This window comes from Gordonia alkanivorans NBRC 16433, assembly GCF_000225505.1.
In the GTDB taxonomy this organism is placed as follows: domain Bacteria; phylum Actinomycetota; class Actinomycetes; order Mycobacteriales; family Mycobacteriaceae; genus Gordonia; species Gordonia alkanivorans.
In genome coordinates this window covers 12,530-35,088 of sequence record NZ_BACI01000114.1, presented here as the reverse complement: position 1 = coordinate 35,088, position 22,559 = coordinate 12,530, and the positions used below count along the sequence as shown (strand labels likewise).

Genomic DNA, 22,559 nt, shown 5'->3' with positions numbered 1-22,559 from the left:
CTGAAGCTGGTGCTGCTGGAGAATCCCGGCCAGGGCGGCACGATCAACCATCTCGGCGTCGAGGTCGAGTCGAGCGAGAAGGTGCACGCCGAGATCGCCCGGTTGTCCGGGGAGGGCCTGTTCACCCAGGAGGAGATCAACTCCACCTGCTGTTTCGCGACGCAGGACAAGGTGTGGGTGACCGGACCGGCGAAGGAGAAGTGGGAGGTCTACACCGTGCTCGCGGACTCCGAGACGTTCGGGACCAGCCCGAAACTGCTGGAACAGAACGCCACCGAGGACGCCGAGCAGGGCTCGGTGTGCTGCGGTGGCAGCGCCGCAGACCAGGCCGAGGCGCGCACAGCCTGCTGCTGACAGCCTCGGTTCGCGTTCTCGCCTACCCCGTGATGCGGTCGGCGAGAACGCGAATCCGGGCGGTGATGTCGTCGCGGATCAGGCGCATCCGCTCGACGCCGTCGATGCCTCGCGTCGAGGGTTCGTCGGTCTTCCACACCTCGAGGGCGACGCCTTCCGGTGGGGTGACCCCGGCGGTGCCGACCACCACGACAAGATCAGCGGCGCGCATCAGTTCGTCGGTCAGTTGCCGCGGCTCGTGTCCGGCGACATCAGCGCCGACTTCGGCGAGCACCTGGGCGGACAGTTCGTTGACCTGACCGCCGATCTTCGCACTCGTTCCGGCCGAGGATGGGGTGATCCGGTCGGTGACCGTGGGCGTGAGATGTTCGGCCATCACGGATTTCCCGCGGTTGCTCACGCACACGAACAACACCTTCGGTGGTGTGCTCATCGGCCGACCTGCTGGTCGGCGGGGACCAGTTCGTCGAGCAGGTCCTCGACGAGCCCGCGGATCTGATCGCGGATCGGGCGGACCGCATCAATGCCTTGACCGGCCGGGTCGTCGAGGACCCAATCGCGGTAGCTGACGCCGGGGAACACCGGGCACGCATCGCCACAGCCCATGGTGATCACCACATCGGAGGATTCGACGGTGTCGGGGGTGAGGATCTTCGGTGACTGCGCGGAGATGTCGATACCGACTTCAGCCATCGCCTCGACAGCGGCAGGGTTGATCGAGTCGGCAGGTGCGGATCCGGCGGAGCGGACCTCGACGCTGTCCCGGCCGAGAGCGGTCAGGAAACCGGCGGCCATCTGCGATCGGCCGGCATTGTGGACGCACACGAACAGCACGCTAGGTCGAGAGGAAGGCATGGAACACAAGCCCTTTCAGCTGTGAGAGAAGGTCGGAAGTCATACGCGTTCGGCCGCGAGCTCGGCCGCGAGCTCGCGAACTCGGGTATCGAGATGGTCGCGGATCGCACGAATCTCGTTGAGTGGTCGGCCCTCGGGTCAAGCATCGGGGCTGACAGCGGCAGGGGAGGAGAAGCGCTTCCGCAACGCCAGAGACACGTAGACCAGAGCCACGAGGACGGGGACCTCGATGAGCGGTCCGATCACTCCGGCCAGGGCCTGGCCGGATGTTGCACCGTAGGTGGCGATCGCTACGGCGATGGCGAGCTCGAAGTTGTTGCCCGCGGCGGTGAACGCCAGCGTGGTGGTTCGCTCGTACCCCAGCCCCATCGCGGCGCCGAGCACGAACCCACCGCCCCACATCACCGCGAAGTAGATCAGCAGCGGCAGCGCGATCCGCACGACGTCCCACGGCTGCGACGTGATCTGCTCCCCCTGCAACGCGAACAGGATGACGATGGTGAACAGCAACCCGTAAAGGGCCCACGGCCCCAATCGCGGCAGGAACGAGGATTCGTACCAGTCGCGGCCTTTGGTTCGCTCGCCGATGCGGCGGGTGAGGAAGCCGGCGACCAGAGGTATACCCAGGAAGATCAGCACCGACTTCGCGATCTGCCACGGCGAGGTGTCGATGGTCGTCTGCTCCAGGCCCAGCCATCCGGGCAACACCGAGAGGTAGAACCAACCCAACACGGCGAACATGACCACCTGGAACACCGAGTTCAGGGCGACGAGAACAGCAGCGGCTTCGCGGTCACCGCACGCCAGGTCGTTCCAGATGATGACCATCGCGATGCATCGGGCCAGACCCACGATGATCAGTCCGGTCCGATACTCCGGCAGGTCCGGGAGCAGGAGCCAGGCCAGCGCGAACATCAACGCCGGTCCGATTATCCAGTTCAACGCCAACGACCCGAGTAGCAGGCGACGATCACCGGTGACCGAGTCGAGTCGGTCGTAGCGCACCTTGGCCAGCACCGGATACATCATGATCAGCAATCCGAGGGCGATCGGCAGCGAGATGCCGTCGAGCTCGACCGCCGCCAAAGTGTCACCCAGGCCGGGGACGACTCGACCGAGCAGCAGTCCGGCGACCATCGCTGCGCCGATCCACACCGGCAGAAACCGGTCCAGCGTCGACAACTTGCCCGCGACCGCGGTGTCGGTGGCGGTCACTGGTCCGCCTCACACGAGCGCGTTTCCCCCACGACCGCGGCGAGATCCCGCAGCAGGTCCGACAGTTGTTGCAGCGCTTCGGTGTTCACCCGGTAGTACACCCAGGTCGCGCGGCGCTCGCTGGTCACCAGACCTGCCTGGCGCAGCACCTTCAGGTGATGCGAGATCGTCGGCTGTGACAGTTCGAACGGTCCGGAGATGTCGCAGACGCACGCCTCGCCGCCCGGATGTGCGGCGACCTCGGACAGCAACCGCAGCCGAACCGGATCCGCAAGCGCCTTCAACAATGGGGTGACAGCCCCGGTCTCGTCACCACTCAGGCCGCGGCCCGGTGACAGCAGGAGATTCTTATTCGACACGCGTCAATATTGACATACGTCGATTCAGGCGACAAGACGCCCGCTACCGAGGCGGGCGCGCATGCCCAGAACGATCGGAGTGCTGATCCGGGTCGCAGCTTCTGACGCACGCACGCCGATTCCCTGAACGAGCGTCGTCGTTCAGGGAATCGGCGCGTGGTCTCACATTGCCGGGTTGCCCGGCCGGCCGGTGTATCGGCTGGTCATCGGTGTCCGCGGAGTCCCGACTCATCCGCGTCCGGGGCGTGTCAGCCCACCGATGTCGTTGCTGTCGTGGGTCTTACGAGGCCGGCGGGGTCAGCACGGCGTCGATCAGGTAGACCTGGGCGTTCGAGGTGGTGACGCCACCGCACACGATGCCCGCGTCGTTGACCTTGAGGTTGTCGCCCTCGCCGCTCACAGTGAGCTTCTTGCCCTCGAGGGTGGTGTGCTCGCCGAGAGCCTTGTCGGGGGTCGCCTGGCCCTCGACGACGTGGTAGGTCAGGATGCTGGTCAGCAGATCCTTGTCGGTCTTGAGCTGCTCGACGGTCTCCGGCGGCAGCTTGGCGAACGCATCGTCGGTCGGGGCGAAGACGGTGTACTCACCGTTGTTCAGCGTCTCGACGAGGTTGACGTCGGGGTTCAGCTGGCCGGACAGAGCGGCGGTCAGCGTGGTGAGCTCGGGGTTGTTCGATGCGGCGGTGGCAACCGGGACGGTGGCCATTCCGGCGATCGACGCCGGGCCGGACGGATTGGCTTCGGCGTAGGCCGCGCAACCCGGGCCGACGAGGTTCGCAGCCGGGTCGGCGGCGGCTGCGCTCGTGGTCATCGAGCTCATACCGGTTGTTGCGCTGGTGGTTTCGCTCGACGAGTCGGAATCGTCACTCGAACAGCCGGCGATCACGCCGACGGCGAGGACCAGTCCGGTCACCGCTCCTGCGATACGGGGAACACGCTTGATCATCGTTGATCCAATCTCTTCGAGAAGGTTTCGGCTGCATTGAATGGCAGCCTCACAGGTGCATTCGGCACCGTGTGAGAACTGGATGGGTCAGATTGCCCGTCATTTCTGGCGTCCACGCCGCAGGCCGGCCCTGGGACTCGGGGCTTGGTGCCATGGAGGTCTGGCCGTAGCCGGATGGTCGAGTGCTGAACGCACACATGACGGTTCCCTGGAGGAGGGGCGTCCTCATCCAGGGAACCGGCAGATTCTATCTTGGCAGCGGTACGAGGTTCGGGGTGCGTAACCCGTTGCCCGCGAGCCGATGTACTCCGAAAACTACTCTGCAGCAGGCGGCGTAAGGACCGTGTCGATCATGTAGACCTGCGCGTTGGCGGTGGCGACTCCACCACAGACCACGCTCGAGTCGTTGACCTTGAGCATGTCCGGCGATCCGGTCACGGTCACGGTCTGACCCTCGAGGGTCTTGTGCTCACCGACGATCTTGTCCGGCGTGGCCTGGCCCGAAACCACGTGGTAGGTAAGGATCTTGGTCAACAGATCCGAGTCGGTCTTGAGCTGTTCGACGGTTTCGGCCGGCAGCTTGGCGAAAGCCGCGTCGGTGGGTGCGAAGACCGTGTACTCACCGTTGTTGAGTGTGTCGACCAGGTTCACATCCGGATTCAGCTGCCCGGACAACGCCTGCGTCAGTGTCTTAAGTTCGGGGTTGTTCGATGCCGCAGTGGCGACCGGGTCCATTGCCATCCCGGAAACCGAGCCCGCGCCAGACGGATTGGCCGAAGCGTAGTCCGCGCAGCCGGGGCCGACCGGTCCGCTCGCGGTGTCGGCGGACTGGCTGGTCATCTCCGACATGGCAGTGGTGGTGGAAGCGCTGCTGGCCGAGTCGGTGTCGTCGCTGGAACACCCGGCGATGACGCCGACGGCCAGCACCAGCCCGGACGCCGCGACCACGAGGCGCTGAATTTGTTTGATGGCCATGGTCCATCCAATCTAGTAGGTCGTTGTCCGACCGTCCGGCCGAACTCAGGTGTCATTCGCGGCTCGAGTCGTCGCGGATTGGTCCGGTGCCGGATTGATCCAATCCGACCGCTGTCGCCGCGCGAACTCCCCTCGGAGGAAACGGAGCTGACAATGGTGCAAGTGTTTCGAGAGTCGACGGTGCGGGCAGCGGTGTCCGGGGTTGTCGCCGTGGCAGGAGGCCTGGCCGTCGGCGAACTCGTCGCGATCGGTATCTCGCAATTCGCGTCACCGTATCGCGCGGTCGCGGCGTTCCTCGTCGACCATGCGCCTGCATTTGCCCGCGAGTTCGCGATAGACCGGTTCGGAACCGCCGACAAGCCAGCGTTGCTGGCAGGCATGGCGTTGGCGATCCTGCTGATCGCCGTGGCTGCCGGGGTGTTGCAAGTCAAGCGCCCGCCCGTCGGGGTACTGATCGTCCTGGCCTTCGCGGCCGTCGGCGTGGTTGCCGCGTTGACCCGACCCACGGTGGAGGTGTCCTACGCCGCGCCGCCGGTCGCCGCCGGCCTGGTGGCCGTGGGTGTGCTGGTGGTGCTGGGGCGCGGGAGTGCCGTCGGAGACGAGTCCGAAGAGGACGCGTCCCGTTCAGAGGGGTGGTCTCGCCGCCAGTTCGTCGGTGCGGTCGGGATCGTTGTCGTGACGGGCGCGGTGTGCGCCGGCCTGGCCCGGCGTGCCGCGGACACCGGTGGCGCTCTCGCCGAACGCGTGCGGCTTCGGCTGCCGCGCGCGATTTCGGCGAGCAGACCGGTTCCGCCGGGTACCGAGTTGCGGATCGATGGGGTGACACCGTTCGTGACCGGCAACCGCGAGTTCTACCGGATCGACACCGCGCTCCAGGTCCCGCAGCTGACCACCGCGGATTGGCGGTTGCGGATTCACGGGATGGTGGACCGCGAGATGACGCTGAGGTGGGACGATCTGCAGTCGATGCCCGCTATCGAGCGGATCATCACGCTCACATGCGTGTCCAACGAGGTGGGCGGCGACCTCGCCGGGAACGCTCGCTGGCTGGGATACTCGATGCGCGACATCCTCGCCGAGGTCGGGGTACACGCCGAAGCCGACATGCTGCTGGCCACCAGCGTCGACGGATGGACGTCGGGAAGCCCGCTCGAGGCGATCCGGGACGGCCGCGATGCGCTGCTCGCCGTCGGGATGAACGGAGAACCGCTACCCATCGAGCACGGATACCCCGTGCGGCAGTTGATCCCCGGTCTCTACGGTTATGTGTCGGCGTGCAAGTGGGTCGTCGACTGGGAGATCACCCGCTTCGATCGTGCCGAGGCCTATTGGACCCAGCGGGGCTGGGGCGTGCGCGGACCGATCAAGACGGCGTCGCGGATCGATCGGCCCGCGCCGCTGTCGACGACGCCCGCGGGGCCGGTGGTCGTCGCGGGCACCGCGTGGGCGCAGCATCGGGGAATCCGTTCGGTGGAAGTCCGCGTCGACGACGGACCGTGGAACCCGGCCGAGCTCGCCACCGAGTACTCGACCGACACCTGGCGGCAGTGGACATGGACCTGGGACGCCACGCCCGGGCGGCACACGTTGTACTGCCGCGCGACCGACGCCACCGGCGCGACGCAGCCGGAGGAGCGGGTGCCGCCCATCCCGGAGGGCGCCACCGGTTGGCACAGTCGGGCGGTGACCATCGAGTGAGCTACTGCATCCACTCGGCGTCGGCCCAGTCCTGACCCTCGGAGATGGCGCCCATGGTGGTCTGCCCGTCGAGGGCTTCGCGGATGATGTCGGCGTGTCCGCAGTGGTGAGAGGTCTCGCGGAGCAGGTGCAGGATCATGGTGCGGATCGTGGACCACTCGCGCTCGGGCGCCCAGGGCGCGGTGGGCTGGGGGATGACCTCGTCGAGGCTCTCGGCGTCGGCGATCACGCGGTCGAATCGAGCGGCGTTGCGGTCGTAGGCCTCGAGCCAGCCGGCGAGGGTCTCCCCCTCGACCAACTCGTACTCGGTTGCCGCGCGGCTCATGTCGAATTCGGCGTTCTCGTCGCGTTCGGTGATGATCGTGGCGGCGTTCTCCTCCCCGTTGGCGAGGTGCTTGATCAGAGCGCCGATGGTCGGTGTGCTGACCGTGGACTGCTTGCGAGCCTGCTCGTCGGAGAGATTGCGGGCGGAGATCTTGAGCAGGTTGCGCTGGTCCTGCAGTAGCGTGAGGAGTTCGAGCTTCTCGCCGGTGACGTCGACGCTGAGTTCTGCGGTGGTGTAGGTGCCCATGGTGTTCTCCGGTTCGTCGTTGATGATCATTCGTGCTGGTGAGAACCACGTTACGACCCATTGCGGACAGCTTCGGTCCTCGTTACAGAGGGATATGGCGGCTATATCGGTTGAGCCGGCGGCGACCGTGCCCGACGATGGGCGCCATGACATCTCCGCTCGACGCGCTCACCCGGAAGCCCGCCCGTGCCACCGACCGCGCCGCACTCGACGAACTCCTCGACCAGGCGAAGGTCGGAACCCTCAGCACGGTCGTCGACGGGCTGCCGTGGTCGGTGCCGATGCTGTTCGCCCGCGACGGGGACGACATCCTGCTGCACGGATCGACCGGGGCCGGCGCGCTGCGGCACGTCGCGACCGGTGCGCCCGTTGCGTTCACGGTGTTCGTGATGGACGGGCTCGTCATCGCCGACACCCTCTTCGACCACTCCGCCAACTACCGGTCGGCAGTCGTGCGGGGTGTTCTCGAGCCGGTCGACGACGCGAAGTCGGTGCTGGAGGTGTTGTCGGACAAGCTCATTCCGGGCCGTGTCGCCGAAGTCCGGAAGACGACGCGCAAAGAACTCGCTGCCACGGTCGCACTGCGGCTGCCGATCGTCGACGGCCAGTGGATCGCGAAGGCGCGGACGGGCGCACCTGGTGTCGAGTCCGCGGACTGGACCGGCGTCGTACCGATGAGAACGGTCTACGACGCGCCGATCACGTATTCCGGTGCGACTCCCCCGGATTCGGTTCTGGCGTTGGCAGAACCTCCGGCCGGGTAGCGTCGACCGTCGCACGTCGTGGGAGCCGGCCGACGGGTCATCCGGGGGCGAATGACCCGCCGGCCGAAGGTTCGCGATATTGCGAACCGAGATCGAGGTCACCGGGCCGACCGGATTGCGGTAGCCGGCCGCGATGCTCGATGGTGACGCGGCCCAGCGGAAGGGGGGCACCCGCTGGGTCGCGCGCGTGGAAGACCGCGTCCCGGGATCGCCGGGACGCGGTCGGCTCTATCCCTTGCGCAGCAGGAACCGCTGGATCTTGCCGCTGGGGGTCTTGGGGAGAGCGTCGACGAAGTGCACGGTGCGCGGGTACGCGTGCGCGGCGAACTCGGTCTTCACCAGCTGCTGCAGCTCCTTCTCCAGGGCCTCGGTGCCCTCGATGCCGGGAGCGAGGACGACGAACGCCTCGATGACCTCGCCGCGCAGTTCGTCGGGTCGCCCGACCACCGCGACGTCGATCACCGACGGGTGCGTGATCAGTACGCTCTCCACATCGAAGGGGCCGATGCGGTAGCCGGCCATGATGATCACGTCGTCGTCGCGCGCGGAGAAGAAGTAGCGGCCTTCCTCGTCGGCGCGGCCGGTGTCGCCGGTGAGGTACCAGCGGCGGTCCTCGGTGAACCGGGCGGCGGTCTTGTCCGGGGCGTCGAGGTAACCGCTGAACCACATGAGCGGGCTGGCGGGGACGTCGATCGCGATCTGGCCGTCGACGATGCCGGCGGCGAAACCGGGCATCGGCTTGCCCATCGAGCCGGGGACGAGCGTCTCGTAGACGTCGGAGTGCCAGTGGTTGTTGATGAACATGCCGTGCTCGGTCTGGCCGTAGTGATCGCGGACTTCGGTGCCGAGTGCCTGCTGGGCCCAGCCGATGACGTCGGGGGTCAGGGGCTCGCCGGCCGACGACGCGCGTCGCAACGCGAAGCCGGTGATCCGCGGGTCCTTGCTCAGGGTGCGGTAGACCGTCGGTGCCGCGGCGAAGTTCGTGACGCCGAGACCGCCGAGGATCTGCGCGGTGAGCTCGGGGCTGAAGCCGGCGTGGAGCAGCAGGTTGCGGTGTCCGGTGGCCAGCGGGCCGAGGACGCCGTAGTAGAGGCCGTAGGCCCAACCCGGGTCGGCGGCGTTCCAGAAGACGTCGTCGTCGCGGACGTCGAGGCCGTAGTGCATGTAGGCGACGAACGAGGCGAGTGCCTTGACCGGCACCGGCACACCCTTGGGCGCACCGGTGGTACCGCTGGTGAAGAGCAGGATCAGCGCGCCGTCGCCACCGACGGCCACCGACTCGGCGATCGGCTCGTTCGAGGAAACCAGCTGCTCGAATTCTTCGCCGGCGACGATCGCTCGAATCCCGTCGATGCCCTCGAGCTTCGACGCCTGGCTCGGTTCGGTGATCACGACCTTCGCCTTGCCGGACGTCAGGCGCATCTCGATGGCCGGGGTGGCGAAGGCGGTGAACAGCGGGATGTAGACGGCGCCGAGGCGGGCGATGGCCAGCAGTGACACGACCAGCTCTTCGCGCTTGCCCATGAGGACGCCGACGGTGTCGCCACGGCCGACGCCGAGATCGGCCAGCGCCGATGCGAAGCGCTTGGACCGCTCGGCGAGGTCGCCGTAGGTCACGTCGGTGGTGATCGGCGCGGGGGCCGAGTCGGCGTCCGCGGAGGCCTCGACCTCGATCACGGTGAACGCGACCGCGTCGGGATCGTGGTCGTCGACGAGGAGTGCCGCCGCGTTGGCATCGGGCGCCCCGTAGATTGCCAACCAGCGGTCGACCATGTGGGTGGGGGTCATGGTGGCCTGTGTCATCGTGAACCTCGCTCTTGACTGAGTAAGCTGAGTCACAGTGTGATGCGCTGTATGTAGTCCCTGCCACCCTCCGAAGAGGGGGATAGAGAGGTGAGATGCCCGAGCCGTTGAGCGGGATCGTCACCGACGCGTTGCGACGGGTGCGCAAATCGAGCGGAGTGCCCCTGGCCTTCGCCGGCGTCGTCAACAATTCGACGAGCCTGCGCCTCCAGCATTTCGCCGGTAACCATGCAGGTGCGCTGGCCGGACTCTCGGTCGACGTCGGGCACGGGCTGGGCGGCAAGGTCGTCTCGCTGAACCGGCCGATGGTGGTCGAGGACTACCTACGCACCCCGCACATCACCCACCGCTACAACACGCTCATCGAACGTGAGGGACTCCGCGCGATGATGGCCGCGCCGATCATCGTCAACCGGACGCCGGTCGCGGTCATCTACGGCGCGCTGCACACCCCCGATCCGATCGGTGGCCGCATGCTCGACGTCCTGGCCGCCGAGGCGCGCGCCGTCGAGCAGGAGATCGTGGCCTCGCGGGCCCGGCTGGAGCACGGAGCCCAGAGCGAGGACGAGCTGCGCGACCGGATGACCGCCGCCTACGCGCGGCTGCGCTCGCTGGCCGACACCGTCGACGACGCCCGTCTCGCCGAACAACTCGCCGCCGTCACCGACTTCCTGCTGGCCGAGACCGCCGCCGACTCGGCCGTGGTCGAGCTGACCGGACGCGAACAGGACGTGCTGTCGCTCGCCGCGCTCGGCTACTCGAATGCGCGGATCGCCGAGGCCCTCGGCCTGACCGTGCACACGGTCAAGGGCTACATGAAGGATGCGATGCGCAAGCTCGACGCGTCGTCGCGCCTCGAGGCCGTGGTCGCCGCCCGGCGCGCCGGCCTGCTGCCCTGACCCCAGCTCGGAATCCGTAGAAAAACCGGGGTCATAGCGCGTACTTCTTCTACGGACCGCCGGTGGCGGAGGTCACGTCGGAGGGCCCGGAATAGATCCGCGACGGTCGCAGTTGAAAAGCGGGACGGTGACGGATTCAAGCCCCGGGCCTCAACCCTTTTGCCGCTTCGAGCGGCCACTCGCCGAGAGGCGCATTGACCGGCATCGTCCTTCAACACGCCGAAGCCGCCGACCCCACAAGGGACGGCGGCTTCGGTGCTGTCTGCGTCATGTCAGTGGTCGCGTAGCTTCTCGATCAGCTCGTCCTTCTTCAGGTCGGAGTACCCGCTGATGTCGAGTTCCTTCGCGCGGTCCTTGAGCTCGTCGACGGTCCAGTCCTCGTAGGAACCGGATGTGCCGCCGCTGCGCCCCACGTCCGACCGGGAGCTGTTGGCCGCGGCATTGGCGATGCGCGCGGACTTCTCCTTCGAGTTGCCCTCGTCGCGCAGCTTCTCGTAGAGCTCGTCATCCTTGACCGACGGTCCCGGGTCGCGCTTCTTCTCCGCCATGTCTGCCTCCTCGTGGTCGACACAATCGGTTTCTCCCACGGGCGTGCCCGGTCGCGGGTACAACCAAACCTGAGCCGGGCAGTGCACACCAACCGCGCGACTACCTGCAGTTAACGTTGTTGACCACGAGTGGACGGTAATGGCGGGTACGGATAAGGTTGTGACGATGTGTCCGGTAAGGGCGAATCCTGTCGCCACGGCCGGGAACACAGACGAGCACGAACGCTGACAACGCCGTTTCGGAAGGAAACAGAACGCATGTCTCAGACAGTCAAGGGAGTCATCTCGCGCAGCAAGAAGTCGCCGACGGAGGTCGTCGACATCGTGATCCCGGACCCGGGTGCGCGTGATGTCGTCGTGGCTATCAAGGCCTGCGGCGTCTGCCACACCGACCTCGCCTACCGCGAGGGCGGCATCAACGATGAGTACCCCTTCCTGCTGGGCCACGAGGCGGCCGGCGTCGTCGAGTCGGTCGGCTCGGATGTCACCCACGTCGAGGTCGGCGATTTCGTCGTCCTGAACTGGCGCGCCGTCTGTGGCGAGTGCCGCGCATGTAAGCGCGGTCGTCCGTGGTACTGCTTCGACACCTTCAACGCCAGCGTCCCGATGACCCTCACCGACGGCACCGAGCTGACGCCCGCACTGGGCATCGGCGCCTTCGCGGAGAAGACCCTCATCCACGAATTGCAGTGCACCAAGGTCAATCCCGAGACCGATCCGGCCGTCGCCGGGCTGCTCGGCTGCGGCGTGATGGCCGGCATCGGTGCCGCCATGAACACCGGCAACGTCGGCCGCGGCGACTCGGTCGCCGTGATCGGTTGCGGCGGTGTGGGTGATGCCGCGATCGCCGGCGCCAAGCTGGCCGGCGCGACCAAGATCATCGCGATCGACCGCGACCCGGGCAAGCTCGAATGGGCCAAGGAGCTCGGCGCGACCCACACCATCGACGGCACCAAGGTCGACGACGTGGTCACCGCGGTCCAGGACCTCACCGACGGCAACGGTGCCGACGTCGTCATCGACGCGGTCGGCCGGCCGGAGACCTACAAGCAGGCCTTCTACGCACGAGATCTCGCGGGCGTCGTCGTCCTCGTCGGTGTGCCGACGCCGGAGATGACCCTGGAGATGCCGCTCGTCGACTTCTTCTCGCGCGGTGGCGCTCTGAAGTCCTCGTGGTACGGCGACTGCCTGCCCGAGCGTGACTTCCCGATGCTCATCGACCTGTACGAGCAGGGACGTCTGCCGCTCGACAAGTTCGTCACCGAACGGATCGGCATCGACGACGTCGAGGCCGCGTTTTCGGCGATGGAGGCCGGCAAGGTCCTGCGTTCGGTGGTGGAACTCTGATGGCCGGGCTGCGCATCGACAACGTCGTCACCTCGGGCACCTTCAGCCTCGACGGCGGCACCTGGGACGTCGACAACAACGTGTGGCTCGTCGGCAACGACGACGAGGTCATCATCATCGACGCCGCGCACTCGGCGGCACCGATCCTCGAAGGCGTCGGCGACCGCACGGTGAAGGCGATCGTGCTCACCCACGGTCACAACGACCACGTCACCGTCGCGCCGGAACTGTCCGAGGCCACGGGTGCGCCGATCCTCCTGCACCCCGGAGACGACATGCTCTGGAACGACACCCATCCCGACGTGTCGCACCAGGATCTCGAGGACGGGCAGAAGATCAGCATCGCCGGCACCGAGCTCACGATCATCAACACGCCCGGCCACTCGCCGGGCTCGTCGGTGATCCACCTGCCCGAAGCGGGTGTGCTGTTCTCCGGTGACACCCTGTTCCAGGGCGGCCCGGGCGCGACGGGACGCTCGTACTCGAGCTTCCCGACGATCATCGCCTCGATCACCGAGAAGATCTTCACCCTCGATCCCGAGACCAAGGTCTACACCGGTCACGGCGACGGCACGACCGTCGCCGCCGAGGCGCCTCATCTCGAGGAATGGATCAAGCGCGGCAGCTGATCCGCGTACAGAACGAACAAGACCCGGCGCGGGTGGCCCATCGGGCTGCCCGCGCCGGGTTCGTCATGTCACGTCAGGGTTGTTGCCGAGGCTGCCCCGGTTGCCCGCCACCGGGCAGGTGCTCGCCCGATTCGTGCCTGCCGGAATGAGTTTCGGGATTGTGGCCGCCGGGACCGGGGGTTCCGTGGCCGGGCGTTTCGTTCCCGGGCGTTCCCGGACCGGGGGTTCCGGCGGGGGCATGGCGGTGGTCGTTGCCGAGGGGTGCGCGGTCGCCTCGGTCACCTCGGACATCGGGATCGAGCTCGTCGGCTCGGGCAAAGGTGCTCTCGACCTCGTCGCGCTTCTCTGCAGCCTGCGTGCCGTGGGCTCGCGCCTGCTCGTTGAGCCGTTTCGCCTCGGCGGCCTTGGCGTCCGCCTCGGCCTGGGCCTTGCGTGCCCGCGCTTCGGACTCCTCGGCGATCGCCTCGCGTTGGCGTAATTCCGACACCTGGCTCGTCGCGTTCTCGCGAATCTGATGAGCCTTCGTCCGGCGGACGTGCTGACGCTTACGCAGGAACAGCAACAGAAGGGCGAGCAGGACTATCACGACGACGACGGCGACGATGATCCATACTGCGGTATCCATGGGGGCCTCCTCGATTCATGGCCGTGGACGGGTACCCAGAACGCGTGGCCGTCAACCTGCGCATGCTTGTGCCAGGACGTGCCGGGTGCGGCTCGGTGCGGGGTCTGCGGGGGTACCGTCTACGACATGATCGCGCTCGGTGCGCTGGTCCCGCCGGCGCTGCGCGGTTACCGGCTCGCGTGGTTGCGCGCCGACATCACGGCCGGCGTGACGCTCGCGGCCGTCGCGATCCCGGAATGCATGGGCTACAGCTCGATTGCCCATGTCCCGGTCGCAGCGGGGCTGTACACCATCATCCTGCCGACGATCGCCTTTGCGCTCTTCGGCGCATCGCGCCTCCTCGTCGTCGGGGCGGACTCCGCGACCGCGGCGTTGTTGGCCTCGGGCATCGCCGGGATCGGTGTCGTCGGAGTGGAGCCCGACTCGCAGCAGTGGCTCGCCTGGGCATCGTTGATCGCGCTGGTCACCGGGGTGTTCCTGGCGCTGGCCCGGATTCTGAGGCTGGGGTTTCTCGCCGACTTCTTGTCCAGTGCGGTTCTGGTGGGCTTCCTCGCTGGAACCGGCGTCACGGTCATCATCGGGCAGATCCCCGGGATGCTCGGTCTGCACCGGACCGAAGGCTGGGTCTGGGAGCGCTGTGCCGCGATCGTCGCCGGTCTCGGATCGATCGACTGGGCATCGGCGGCGTTCACGGCGGCGGTGATGTGCGTGCTCCTGATCTCGCGTCGCACGGTTCCGCGGTTGCCTGCGGCATTCATGCTGGTGGTGGCGTCAATTGCGCTGGTCGCGGTCTTCGGCTGGGACGACGACCTCCCGGTCGTCGGCAATCTGCACGGCACGCTGCCGGATCTCGGCCTGCCCACCGGGCTGGGATGGGACGCGGTGCCGAAGGCAGCGACGGTTGCCTTCGGATGCACGGTGGTGATCTTGGCCCAGAGTGCGGGCACGGCACGAGGACTCGCGCACTCGCACGGCGAGACCACCGATGTCAACCGCGACATCGTCGGCCTCTCGGCGGCCAACATCGTTGCGGGACTGGGCTCTACGTTCGTAGTGAATGGGAGCCCGACCAAGACGCAGTTCCTCGACGAGCAACGCGGCCGCACCCAGGTTGCGAACCTGACGATGGCTGCGTCGGCTCTCGTCGCCGTCGTCTTCCTCGGCAGTGCTCTCGCTTATCTCCCGCACGCGGTGCTGTCGTCGATCGTGTTCCTCGTCGCGATCGACCTCATCGATGTGCACTCGTTCCGCCGTCTGTGGAAGATCCGCCGGGTCGAGTTCGGGATCGCGGTGCTCACCGCGATCGTCGTCGTGGTGTTCGGGGTGCAGGACGGGATCCTGACGGCGATGGTCGTGTCGCTCCTCGAGATCATCCGCCGGCAGTATCGACCGGAGCGATTCGTCGTCGGAGTGTCCGATCACGGACGTACGCGAGAGTATCGGCCGGCCCGACCGGGTCAGCAGTCCCTTCCTGGACTCATCGTGTTTCGTTATGACGCAGACCTGTTCTACGCCAATGTGAATCGATTCTCTGACGATGTGATGGCGCTCGTCGAGTCGGCTCCCGATCCGGTGCGGTGGCTGGTACTCGACTGCACGGTGATCTCCTACGTCGACTATTCGGCGACCGGTGTCCTCGACGACCTCGTCGCCTTCGTGCATTCGCGGGGTGCCCATTTCATCCTTGCCGGCGTCGACCCCGAGCTCGAGCATGTCTTGCGTACCGAAGGGCTCCTCGGGGATTTCGACCCGGCCCATGTCTTCCCGACTGTCGGAGCGGCAGTGCGGGCCTTCGAAACGGAGAACTCCCGGTCCCAACCGGGGGACGACACCGGCGAGACGAGTGGCCGGTGAGTTTCTCCGAGTGTCACCCGCCTGGGTATGTGACCTGACTCGCAGGCGTAACCTGCCACGAATGAGCGAGTCCGCGGTCCGCAATCTCGACCACCCCGAACAGCCTCCGGTGCCCCGGCGCCGGATAGTCATCGCCTCGATGGTCGGTACGAGCGTCGAGTTCTTCGACTTCTACATCTACGCCACCGCCGCGGTGCTGGTCTTCCCGGTGTTGTTCTTCCCGAAGGGCGACGACACGGCCGCACTGCTGGCGTCGTTCGCGACTTTCGGACTCGCCTTCGTCGCACGACCGGTCGGCTCGGTCCTGTTCGGCCACTTCGGAGATCGCATCGGCCGCAAGGCGACTCTCGTCGGTTCACTGCTCACCATGGGTATAGCCACCTTCGTGATCGGACTCCTGCCGACCTTCGATCAGGTGGGTTATCTCGCGCCGGCCCTGCTCGCGCTGATGCGCTTCTGCCAGGGCCTCGGACTCGGTGGTGAATGGTCCGGCGCGGCACTTCTCGCGACCGAGACCGCGGAGAAGGGCAAACGCGCCTGGGCGGCGATGTGGCCGCAGCTGGGTGCGCCGATCGGCTTCTTCTTCGCCAACGGGATGTTCCTGCTGCTGATCTTCGGCCTCGACTTCGACGCGAAGACCTCGCCCGCCGACCATGCGTTCATGACATGGGGTTGGCGAATCCCGTTCCTGGCCAGTGCGATCATGGTTGTCATCGGCCTGTACGTGCGTCTGAAGCTCACCGAGACGCCGGTGTTCGCCAAGGCCGTCGAGGAGGGCAAGAAGGTCAAGACCCCGCTCGCCGAGGTCGTCAGGACCAGCTGGCGTCAGCTGATCGCCGGCACCTTCATCATGGTCGCGACATACACGCTCTTCTACATCGTGACGACGTGGATCGTCTCGTACGGCACCGGCAAGGTGACCGACGCGTCGGGCGTGAAACTGTCGTTCAGCTACGCCGACTTCCTGCAGTTGCAGATCATCGCGGTGCTCTTCTTCGCCGGATTCGTGATGGTCTCCGGACGGCTTGCCGACAAGTACGGCCGTCGGGCGTTCCTCCTCGTGATCACGGTGATGATCATCGTCTTCGGTCTGTTCTTCGCACTGATCCTCGATCCGTCGTCGATGGACAACGGGCGGATGCTGTTCTTCCTCATCCTCGGCATGACCCTGATGGGTCTCACCTTCGGGCCGATGAGCGCGATCCTGCCGGAGCTGTTCCCGACCAACGTGCGCTACACGGGTTCGGGTATCTCCTACAACGTCTCGTCGATCATCGGTGCCGCGGTCGCGCCGTTCATCGCGACGTGGATCGTCGCCGACTTCGGTGTGGGTTGGGTCGGTGTCTACCTCGCCGTCGCCGCGTGCACGACGCTGATCGCACTGCTCAGCGTCCGGGAGACCAAGACGGTCGACCTGAGCGAGGTCTGACCTTCCGGGCCGGGTACCGCGAGGTACCCGGCGGTGTCGGACCCGGCGGGTACCTTCGGAGGGATGAAGCTGATCGACGTGGTGCAGACGTCCTCTGACGTCGCACGCGATCGCTCACGCACCCGCAAGACCGAGGTGCTCGCCGGCCTGCTGGCCACTGCCGCCGACGCCGAGCTGCCGATCGTGGTCGCCTGGCTGTCGGGTGAAATCCCGCAGGGCAGGTTGGGTGTGGGCTGGCGGTCGCTGTCGAAACTGGCGTCCGAACCGGCCGGAGAACCGTCGCTCGAGGTCGCCGAGGTCGACGCCGCTTTCGGTGAACTCGCCGCCGCGAGCGGACCCGGTTCGACGACCCGCCGCGCCGAGATCCTCGCCGCGATGTTCGCCGCCGCCACCGAACCCGAGCAGAAGTTCCTCATCGCCCTGCTCACCGGCGAACTGCGCCAGGGTGCGCTGGCCGGGGTCATGACCGATGCGATCGCCAAGGTCACCGGGGAATCGCTGACCGCGGTGCGTCGCGTCCACATGCTCACCGGATCGCTCCCGGAGACCGCGGCCCTTGCACGTTTCGGCGCCGAGGCGTTGGCCGGCGTGGGACTCGAGGTGGGCCGCGCCGTCGAACCGATGCTCGCGACGCCCGCCGACAACCTCGACGCCGCCCTGGAACTCCTCGGTCCCGACCTCGTCGTCGACTACAAACTCGACGGTGCGCGAATCCAGGTTCACCGCAAGGGCACCGACATCTCGGTGTACACCCGCACGCTCCGCGACGTCACCGGGAACGTGCCCGACCTCGTCGAGGTGATCGCCGGACTGCCCTGCGACTCGGTCATCCTCGACGGCGAGACCCTCATGCTCAGCGACGACGGACGCCCGCGGTCGTTCCAGGACACGATGAGCCGCTTCGGTTCCGGGCCGACCGCCGCCGGTGAGCCGGAGCGGCTGCTCAAGCCGTTCTTCTTCGACTGTCTGCACCTCGACGGCGTCGATCTCATCGACCGTCCGCTGTCCGAACGTCTCGCCGCCATCGACTCCATCGCCCCGCAGTTGCGCATTCCCGCGGTGACCCGTCCGACCGCGGCGGAGGCCCGACGCCACTTCGACGCCGCCATGGCCGACGGTCATGAAGGCGTGATGGTCAAGTCCCTCGACGGTCTCTATGTCGCGGGCCGACGCGGGAAGGCATGGCAGAAGGTCAAACCCACGCACACCTTCGATCTCGTCGTGCTCGGTGCCGAGTGGGGATCGGGCCGTCGGACGGGTTGGCTGTCGAACCTCCATCTCGGTGCCCGGGACCCCGAGACCGGTGGGTTCATCATGGTGGGCAAGACGTTCAAGGGCCTCACCGACGAGATCCTCCGATGGCAGACCGAGGAGTTCCCGAAGCATGCGACGCATCGGGACACCCACACGGTCCACCTCCGGCCCGAGATCGTCGTCGAGATCGAACTCGATGGTGCGCAACGGAGTTCGCGCTATCCCGGTGGCGTCGCACTCCGGTTCGCGCGAGTCGTGCGGTACCGGCCCGACAAGACCCCCGACCTCGCCGACAGCATCGAGGCCATCCGCGCGTTGCTGAAGTAACGGCTCCGGGAATCAGCTCAACGACAACTGTGCGACCGGTGAACTGGTCGGCTGCGCAGAGCCGCCGGGCGGTTCGACGGTGAACGCCAGGGCATCGGCCGTGTTGATCCCGGACAGCACCGCGGTGGTGACCGGTTCGACGTCCTCGTCGGTCATGGTGCCGGCCGAACGCGTGCCGCCGGGCCCGACGAGCCACATCTGGTACACGGTGCCGGGTTCGGGTGGCGGCACCGAATTCATCACCAGCACAGCGGTATCGGTGGACTGCGCCACGTACACAGTGGCACTCCCGGTGGCAACCGGTGCGCTCGTCGACCGCAGGTCGTCGGCGGAGAACACCTGCTCGGCCGGTGCTGCGACCGGTGGGGGAGCGCCCGGTTCGTCGGAGCTCGACAGTCCGACTGCCCAACCGAGGGCGCCGGCCGCGATCGCGGCGACGGCTGCAGCGGTCAGGTAGGTGAACCGACGAGAGCGTCGAGGGCGTCGCGCATCGAGGTCCGCGGGTGGTTGGGCGACCTCTGGCTGCGGGGCTTCTGGCTGGGGGTCTTCAGGTTCCGGGACTTGGGGTTCCGGGACTGGGGTGACCGTCGGGGTCGGCGCGACATCCGGTGCCGGTGCCGACGGCCGGTCCAGGCCGGCCTCGGCGCGTGCCGCGGTCAGTACCCGGTCACGCAGCGAGGGTGGGGGTGGAGTGGCGGTGGCGGCGCTGATCGCGGCCATGGCCTCCCGGGTCGCCCGGACCTGTGTGGCGAACAGCTCGCGGAACTCCTCGTCGGCGGTCGCGACCCGCGCCTCGATCTCGCGTAGCTCCTCGGAGGACAATGCGTTCAACCCGACCACCGGTGCGAGTTCGAGCAGTTCTGCTGCCTCGGGATCGAGATGGTCAGACATCGCACACCTCCTTCCCTCGCCGTCGTACCGCGTTCACCTTCTGCTGCTGTCCTTCCGATGGGCGGCAGGTACCCGCCCGCATCCGCGGACGCAGAGCGGCGACGCTCGAAGGGGCCCGGGCGTGAAGCTCATGCCCTTTCTTCGGAAACGACGACCGACTCGGATGGGTCGGGCGTCTCACATACGTGCGGGGACGCCGCCCGGCATCTGCTGGTCGGTGGGAACGATCTCGGCGCCGAGGGGGAGCAGCGAGATCGGCACCATCTTGAAGCTCGCGATGCCGAGCGGAATGCCGATGATGGTGATGCAGAGGGCGAGGCCGGTGGTGATGTGGCCGAGGGCCAGCCACAGTCCGGCGACGACGATCCAGATGACATTGCCGATCATCGAGCCCGCGCCCGCGGTCGGTTTGCGGATGACGGTGCGTCCGAAGGGCCAGAGTGCGTAGTTGGCCATCCGGAACGAGGCGATGCCGAACGGGATGGTGATGATCAGGATGCAGCAGATGATGCCGGCGATGACGTAGCCGATCGCCATCCACAGGCCGCACAGCAGCAGCCAGATGACGTTGAGGATGGTCTTCATCTGTCCATTGTGTACGCGTCGGGGCGCGGTGGGGACAAAAGCGTGACCAGCACTGACCTGCCGCCGTGCGGGCGGAGCGCACTACGATGGGACCTCATGGCAGGATTGTCGGCTCGGACGCGGGAAGCGGTGTGGGCGTTGGTCGCCACCCTGGTCCTCGTGATCCGCATCCTCGCGACGATCGTCCTGGTCCTGTTCGTGATCGGCTGGGCTGTCGCGGCCGTCCGCGACTCCCTCGACAATGCCTTCCTGTGGCCGGCGATCGGCGCCGGTGTCGCGTTGCTGCTGAGTACGTACATCTACAGCTACCTGCGGGTGCGTCATCCACGACGCAATGGCTGGATTCCGTAGCTACGCCCCCTGGGGACCCGTGTGCGGCAGGATGCGTGCATGGGTCGACTCTGTCTGTGGTTGATGTTCGCGGGAAGTGTGGTCGCGGTGCTGACGACCGCGTTGTTCGACGGACTCTCAGGGCCGGGCTTCGGCGAGTTCTACGCGATCTCCTCATTTGCCGGAGGGCCCGTCACCGTCTCGGAACCCGGCCGGTACCTCGTCGTCGCGGCCGTGGGCGCCATAGTGGGGCTGCTGACCGGCGTGGTCCTGGGTATCGCCGGCGCGCGGATCGACGAACGCCGACGCATGGGCGTCACTGTTGTTGCGGGCCTTGGAGGGTGCGCGGTGGGAGTTCTTCCGGCCTTGGCACTGGCATACAACGCAGCCGAACTGCCCGGCGGGATGACGCCGCTGGTGCTGTACGCGGTGACTAGTGCCGTTGCCTACGGTCTGGCACTGGCCTCGGTCCACTGGGTCCTGCGGGCGGGAGGTGATCCCGCAGCGAGAGCCACAACCCGGACCACGGCCATCGTGCTGCCCGTCGGCGCCGTGATCGCGACCCTGGCCGGCATCGGAAGCGCATGGCTTCTGGGGTTCTCCACCACCACCTCGACGTGGCTCGTGGTGGTGTGCGTCGTCCTCGTTCTCCTCTCCGTGACGCTCGCGGTGGCGCGTGCGCTGGGGATCGGTTGGCACGAATCCGGTCGAGTGTGAGCTGCTTCGGCTGGTCCGCCGGCTCTGATCGGGCGGCTTCGACGCGGCCCTCGATTGAGGCGCTGAGTCAGGCCCGCCTCCCCAGCCGGGCGAGCAGCGCGGTCTGGCGATCGGCGCCGGCCGGGACGTCGATGTGTTCGCAGACCCCCTCGGAGTAGAGCGCATCCCCGAATCCGTCGGCTGCGGCTTCCATCTCGTCGAGCTGCTCGTCGGTGAAGCGGTGGTCGAGGCCGACCGCGGTGGCGATGTCCCATCGATGGGCGATCATGTCGAAACCGTAGAAACGGATCAAGGTCTCGCCGATGGTGGTCGGACCGAAGTGGCCGTCGAAGGCATGGTCGGCGATGGACGGGTCGGCGAGGCGGGCGGCGACGGCGTCCCGATGGCTGTGCCAGGCCGCCGCGGGATCGTCGAGCGCCGGGACGGGACCGAGGTCGACGCCGTGTCCGGCGAAGAAGTCCCGCTGGGTGTCGACGACGTGCCCGACGACGTCGCGGGCAGTCCACCCGTCGCACGGCGAGGGGTTGGTCCAGGCGTCGGCGGGCACGGCCGCGAGGACGTCGCCGAAGCCGTCGGCGTAGGAGTTGTAGCGGTTCAGTAGTGGTGAATTGTCAGTGGTGGTGGTCATGATGACAGTCAAGCTCCACTGCACGGGACGGTGATTGATGAAACCCGACAACTCGGGATCGACGCGACTCGACGACGTCGAGCGCGCGCACCTCGTCGACCCTGCGGACGCGAGTTACCGCATCGGTCGGTGGGCGCCGAGCCCCGACCTCGACGAGATGCTGCGCCGATTCTGGGTGCCGGTCTGGTCGGTACCGCCCGGGGCCGCGGCGCCGCAACGGGTGCTGCAGTACCCCGTGTGCCTGCTCGTCGTGAGCAACACCTACGCCCGTTTCTACGGAGTGGTCACCGGCCTGTCGGAGACGGTCCTCACCGGTGACGGATGGGCGGTCGGCGTGATGTTCACCCCGGGAGCCGGAGGGTTGCTGGTGGGAGACGTCGCGCAGTGGACCGACCGGTTCGATGAACTGTCGGTGGTCTTCGGCGAGTCCGGCACCGACCTCGCGCGGTCGGTACGTGCGGTGATGGAACGTGCGCCGGAGGACGAGGACACCCAGCGCGACGCGACCGACATCGTCGAGAACTGGCTGCGCGGGTATCTGCCGATGGACGACGACGGTCGCCTGGTCAACGCGATCGTCGACTGGGTGGAGAACGATTCGACGGTGATAGCGGTCGCGCAGATCTGCGATCGGTTCCACGTCACCGAACGCAGCCTGCAACGACTCACCCGTCGCCGCCTCGGGCTCACCCCCAAATGGCTGATCCAGCGCCGACGCCTCCAGGAGGCTGCCGAACGTCTTCGCGAACCCGACGAGACCCTGGCCGCCCTCGCCGCCGAACTGTCCTACGCCGACGAGGCCCACTTCGTGCGCGACTTCAAGGCCGTCACCGGCATGACGCCGCGGGAGTTCTCCTCACGGTTCGCTTGACCAGGGCGAGTAGTCTCTACACGCTGGTGAACCCGGATTGTTGCCGGGATCACAGTTTCCCAGGCAGAATCGTCGGCATATGGCGAGT

The 22,559-nt window shown here is 67.1% G+C and carries 25 protein-coding genes; 12 read left to right on the top strand and 13 right to left on the bottom strand.

Going from position 1 to position 22,559, the window contains the following annotated elements:
* Positions 1-354 (top strand): ArsI/CadI family heavy metal resistance metalloenzyme (locus GOALK_RS20710; RefSeq protein WP_006360799.1); only part of this gene is annotated, 354 nt, incomplete at its 5' end.
* A 22-nt stretch (positions 355-376) separates the two neighbouring features.
* Here GOALK_RS20710 and GOALK_RS20705 read toward each other — a convergent pair.
* The 6 genes from GOALK_RS20705 to GOALK_RS20680 form a co-directional block, all read right to left on the bottom strand.
* Positions 377-787, bottom strand: a complete 411-nt coding sequence (locus GOALK_RS20705) for an arsenate-mycothiol transferase ArsC (RefSeq protein ID WP_006360798.1) — start codon at positions 785-787, stop codon at positions 377-379.
* The gene (locus GOALK_RS20700; RefSeq protein ID WP_040004390.1) at positions 784-1,209 is read right to left on the bottom strand and encodes an arsenate reductase ArsC; all 426 of its coding nucleotides are present in this window, start codon (positions 1,207-1,209) and stop codon (positions 784-786) included. Before GOALK_RS20700 ends, GOALK_RS20705 begins: the two co-directional genes overlap by 4 nt.
* A gap of 138 nt (positions 1,210-1,347) precedes the next feature.
* Positions 1,348-2,424, bottom strand: coding sequence for an ACR3 family arsenite efflux transporter (gene arsB / locus GOALK_RS20695; protein ID WP_006360796.1), 1,077 nt, complete (start codon positions 2,422-2,424; stop codon positions 1,348-1,350).
* Entirely contained in the window at positions 2,421-2,783 is a 363-nt protein-coding gene (locus GOALK_RS20690) for an ArsR/SmtB family transcription factor (RefSeq protein ID WP_006360795.1), read from the bottom strand. The genes arsB and GOALK_RS20690 overlap by 4 nt, the downstream gene beginning before the upstream one ends.
* Before the next feature lie 280 nt (positions 2,784-3,063).
* Positions 3,064-3,726 carry a fasciclin domain-containing protein gene (locus GOALK_RS20685; protein WP_006360794.1) on the bottom strand — a complete coding sequence of 221 codons (663 nt, stop codon included), beginning with the start codon at positions 3,724-3,726 and terminating at the stop codon, positions 3,064-3,066.
* Positions 3,727-4,041: 315 nt separating this feature from the next.
* Complete coding sequence (locus tag GOALK_RS20680) at positions 4,042-4,701, bottom strand: fasciclin domain-containing protein (protein WP_006360793.1); 660 nt, start codon at positions 4,699-4,701, stop codon at positions 4,042-4,044.
* Positions 4,702-4,854: 153 nt separating this feature from the next.
* Between GOALK_RS20680 and GOALK_RS20675 the strand changes: the two genes are divergently transcribed.
* The gene (locus GOALK_RS20675) at positions 4,855-6,399 is read left to right on the top strand and encodes a molybdopterin-dependent oxidoreductase (RefSeq protein WP_006360792.1); all 1,545 of its coding nucleotides are present in this window, start codon (positions 4,855-4,857) and stop codon (positions 6,397-6,399) included.
* Between the two features lies 1 nt (position 6,400).
* On the opposite strand, the gene GOALK_RS20670 is transcribed toward GOALK_RS20675, so the two are convergent.
* Positions 6,401-7,000: a DinB family protein gene (locus tag GOALK_RS20670; RefSeq protein ID WP_006360791.1), complete on the bottom strand. Its 600-nt coding sequence runs from the start codon at positions 6,998-7,000 to the stop codon at positions 6,401-6,403.
* Positions 7,001-7,116: 116 nt separating this feature from the next.
* On the opposite strand from GOALK_RS20670, the gene GOALK_RS20665 reads away from it, so the two are divergent.
* Positions 7,117-7,734: a pyridoxamine 5'-phosphate oxidase family protein gene (locus GOALK_RS20665; protein ID WP_040004393.1), complete on the top strand. Its 618-nt coding sequence runs from the start codon at positions 7,117-7,119 to the stop codon at positions 7,732-7,734.
* 228 nt (positions 7,735-7,962) lie between these two features.
* Here the strand turns inward: GOALK_RS20665 and GOALK_RS20660 are convergent, their stop codons facing one another.
* Positions 7,963-9,537 (bottom strand): AMP-binding protein, encoded by a 1,575-nt coding sequence (locus GOALK_RS20660; RefSeq protein WP_006360789.1) that lies wholly within the window; start codon positions 9,535-9,537, stop codon positions 7,963-7,965.
* 95 nt (positions 9,538-9,632) lie between these two features.
* Here GOALK_RS20660 and GOALK_RS20655 point away from each other — a divergent pair, with 95 nt between their 5' ends.
* On the top strand, positions 9,633-10,436 hold the full coding sequence (locus tag GOALK_RS20655; RefSeq protein ID WP_006360788.1) for a helix-turn-helix transcriptional regulator: 804 nt from the start codon (positions 9,633-9,635) through the stop codon (positions 10,434-10,436).
* A gap of 272 nt (positions 10,437-10,708) precedes the next feature.
* Here GOALK_RS20655 and GOALK_RS20650 read toward each other — a convergent pair whose 3' ends face one another.
* Positions 10,709-10,984: a DUF7218 family protein gene (locus GOALK_RS20650; protein WP_006360787.1), complete on the bottom strand. Its 276-nt coding sequence runs from the start codon at positions 10,982-10,984 to the stop codon at positions 10,709-10,711.
* 258 nt (positions 10,985-11,242) lie between these two features.
* Between GOALK_RS20650 and GOALK_RS20645 the strand changes: the two genes are divergently transcribed.
* Positions 11,243-12,331 (top strand): S-(hydroxymethyl)mycothiol dehydrogenase, encoded by a 1,089-nt coding sequence (locus tag GOALK_RS20645; protein WP_005200727.1) that lies wholly within the window; start codon positions 11,243-11,245, stop codon positions 12,329-12,331.
* Complete coding sequence (locus GOALK_RS20640) at positions 12,331-12,960, top strand: MBL fold metallo-hydrolase (protein WP_006360786.1); 630 nt, start codon at positions 12,331-12,333, stop codon at positions 12,958-12,960. The genes GOALK_RS20645 and GOALK_RS20640 overlap by 1 nt, the downstream gene beginning before the upstream one ends.
* Before the next feature lie 73 nt (positions 12,961-13,033).
* Here GOALK_RS20640 and GOALK_RS20635 read toward each other — a convergent pair whose 3' ends face one another.
* Positions 13,034-13,585 (bottom strand): hypothetical protein, encoded by a 552-nt coding sequence (locus tag GOALK_RS20635; protein WP_006360785.1) that lies wholly within the window; start codon positions 13,583-13,585, stop codon positions 13,034-13,036.
* 126 nt (positions 13,586-13,711) lie between these two features.
* Between GOALK_RS20635 and GOALK_RS20630 the strand changes: the two genes are divergently transcribed.
* The 3 genes from GOALK_RS20630 to GOALK_RS20620 all read left to right on the top strand — a co-directional run bounded on the left by GOALK_RS20630 (position 13,712) and on the right by GOALK_RS20620 (position 18,449).
* Positions 13,712-15,439 (top strand): SulP family inorganic anion transporter, encoded by a 1,728-nt coding sequence (locus GOALK_RS20630; protein ID WP_006360784.1) that lies wholly within the window; start codon positions 13,712-13,714, stop codon positions 15,437-15,439.
* Positions 15,440-15,500: 61 nt separating this feature from the next.
* Positions 15,501-16,868, top strand: coding sequence for an MFS transporter (locus GOALK_RS20625; RefSeq protein WP_006360783.1), 1,368 nt, complete (start codon positions 15,501-15,503; stop codon positions 16,866-16,868).
* A gap of 63 nt (positions 16,869-16,931) precedes the next feature.
* Entirely contained in the window at positions 16,932-18,449 is a 1,518-nt protein-coding gene (locus tag GOALK_RS20620; RefSeq protein ID WP_040004392.1) for an ATP-dependent DNA ligase, read from the top strand.
* Between the two features lie 12 nt (positions 18,450-18,461).
* Here the strand turns inward: GOALK_RS20620 and GOALK_RS20615 are convergent, their stop codons facing one another.
* Complete coding sequence (locus GOALK_RS20615; protein ID WP_006360781.1) at positions 18,462-19,340, bottom strand: anti-sigma factor; 879 nt, start codon at positions 19,338-19,340, stop codon at positions 18,462-18,464.
* A gap of 177 nt (positions 19,341-19,517) precedes the next feature.
* Positions 19,518-19,925 carry a YccF domain-containing protein gene (locus GOALK_RS20610; RefSeq protein ID WP_006360780.1) on the bottom strand — a complete coding sequence of 136 codons (408 nt, stop codon included), beginning with the start codon at positions 19,923-19,925 and terminating at the stop codon, positions 19,518-19,520.
* A gap of 96 nt (positions 19,926-20,021) precedes the next feature.
* Here GOALK_RS20610 and GOALK_RS20605 point away from each other — a divergent pair, with 96 nt between their 5' ends.
* A complete protein-coding gene (locus tag GOALK_RS20605) occupies positions 20,022-20,276 on the top strand; it encodes a hypothetical protein (protein ID WP_006360779.1) in 255 nt (84 codons plus the stop codon).
* Between the two features lie 39 nt (positions 20,277-20,315).
* Entirely contained in the window at positions 20,316-20,972 is a 657-nt protein-coding gene (locus tag GOALK_RS20600; RefSeq protein ID WP_006360778.1) for a hypothetical protein, read from the top strand.
* A gap of 67 nt (positions 20,973-21,039) precedes the next feature.
* Here the strand turns inward: GOALK_RS20600 and GOALK_RS20595 are convergent, their stop codons facing one another.
* Positions 21,040-21,600: a maleylpyruvate isomerase family mycothiol-dependent enzyme gene (locus GOALK_RS20595; RefSeq protein WP_006360777.1), complete on the bottom strand. Its 561-nt coding sequence runs from the start codon at positions 21,598-21,600 to the stop codon at positions 21,040-21,042.
* A gap of 37 nt (positions 21,601-21,637) precedes the next feature.
* On the opposite strand from GOALK_RS20595, the gene GOALK_RS20590 reads away from it, so the two are divergent.
* Complete coding sequence (locus GOALK_RS20590) at positions 21,638-22,471, top strand: helix-turn-helix domain-containing protein (RefSeq protein ID WP_006360776.1); 834 nt, start codon at positions 21,638-21,640, stop codon at positions 22,469-22,471.
* The last annotated feature ends 88 nt before the right edge of the window (positions 22,472-22,559 follow it).

Coding starts and splice junctions, on each gene's coding strand:
- GOALK_RS20650 (WP_006360787.1), bottom strand. CDS start 10,984: ATGGCGGAGAAGAAGCGCGACCCGGGACCGTCGGTCAAGGATGACGAG.
- GOALK_RS20635 (WP_006360785.1), bottom strand. CDS start 13,585: ATGGATACCGCAGTATGGATCATCGTCGCCGTCGTCGTCGTGATAGTC.
- GOALK_RS20620 (WP_040004392.1), top strand. CDS start 16,932: ATGAAGCTGATCGACGTGGTGCAGACGTCCTCTGACGTCGCACGCGAT.
- GOALK_RS20605 (WP_006360779.1), top strand. CDS start 20,022: ATGGCAGGATTGTCGGCTCGGACGCGGGAAGCGGTGTGGGCGTTGGTC.
- GOALK_RS20645 (WP_005200727.1), top strand. CDS start 11,243: ATGTCTCAGACAGTCAAGGGAGTCATCTCGCGCAGCAAGAAGTCGCCG.
- GOALK_RS20660 (WP_006360789.1), bottom strand. CDS start 9,537: ATGACACAGGCCACCATGACCCCCACCCACATGGTCGACCGCTGGTTG.
- GOALK_RS20665 (WP_040004393.1), top strand. CDS start 7,117: ATGACATCTCCGCTCGACGCGCTCACCCGGAAGCCCGCCCGTGCCACC.
- GOALK_RS20615 (WP_006360781.1), bottom strand. CDS start 19,340: ATGTCTGACCATCTCGATCCCGAGGCAGCAGAACTGCTCGAACTCGCA.
- GOALK_RS20675 (WP_006360792.1), top strand. CDS start 4,855: ATGGTGCAAGTGTTTCGAGAGTCGACGGTGCGGGCAGCGGTGTCCGGG.
- GOALK_RS20625 (WP_006360783.1), top strand. CDS start 15,501: ATGAGCGAGTCCGCGGTCCGCAATCTCGACCACCCCGAACAGCCTCCG.
- GOALK_RS20655 (WP_006360788.1), top strand. CDS start 9,633: ATGCCCGAGCCGTTGAGCGGGATCGTCACCGACGCGTTGCGACGGGTG.
- GOALK_RS20685 (WP_006360794.1), bottom strand. CDS start 3,726: ATGATCAAGCGTGTTCCCCGTATCGCAGGAGCGGTGACCGGACTGGTC.
- GOALK_RS20590 (WP_006360776.1), top strand. CDS start 21,638: ATGAAACCCGACAACTCGGGATCGACGCGACTCGACGACGTCGAGCGC.
- GOALK_RS20640 (WP_006360786.1), top strand. CDS start 12,331: ATGGCCGGGCTGCGCATCGACAACGTCGTCACCTCGGGCACCTTCAGC.
- GOALK_RS20680 (WP_006360793.1), bottom strand. CDS start 4,701: ATGGCCATCAAACAAATTCAGCGCCTCGTGGTCGCGGCGTCCGGGCTG.
- GOALK_RS20700 (WP_040004390.1), bottom strand. CDS start 1,209: ATGCCTTCCTCTCGACCTAGCGTGCTGTTCGTGTGCGTCCACAATGCC.
- GOALK_RS20670 (WP_006360791.1), bottom strand. CDS start 7,000: ATGATCATCAACGACGAACCGGAGAACACCATGGGCACCTACACCACC.
- GOALK_RS20610 (WP_006360780.1), bottom strand. CDS start 19,925: ATGAAGACCATCCTCAACGTCATCTGGCTGCTGCTGTGCGGCCTGTGG.
- GOALK_RS20705 (WP_006360798.1), bottom strand. CDS start 787: ATGAGCACACCACCGAAGGTGTTGTTCGTGTGCGTGAGCAACCGCGGG.
- GOALK_RS20600 (WP_006360778.1), top strand. CDS start 20,316: ATGGGTCGACTCTGTCTGTGGTTGATGTTCGCGGGAAGTGTGGTCGCG.
- GOALK_RS20595 (WP_006360777.1), bottom strand. CDS start 21,600: ATGACCACCACCACTGACAATTCACCACTACTGAACCGCTACAACTCC.
- GOALK_RS20630 (WP_006360784.1), top strand. CDS start 13,712: ATGATCGCGCTCGGTGCGCTGGTCCCGCCGGCGCTGCGCGGTTACCGG.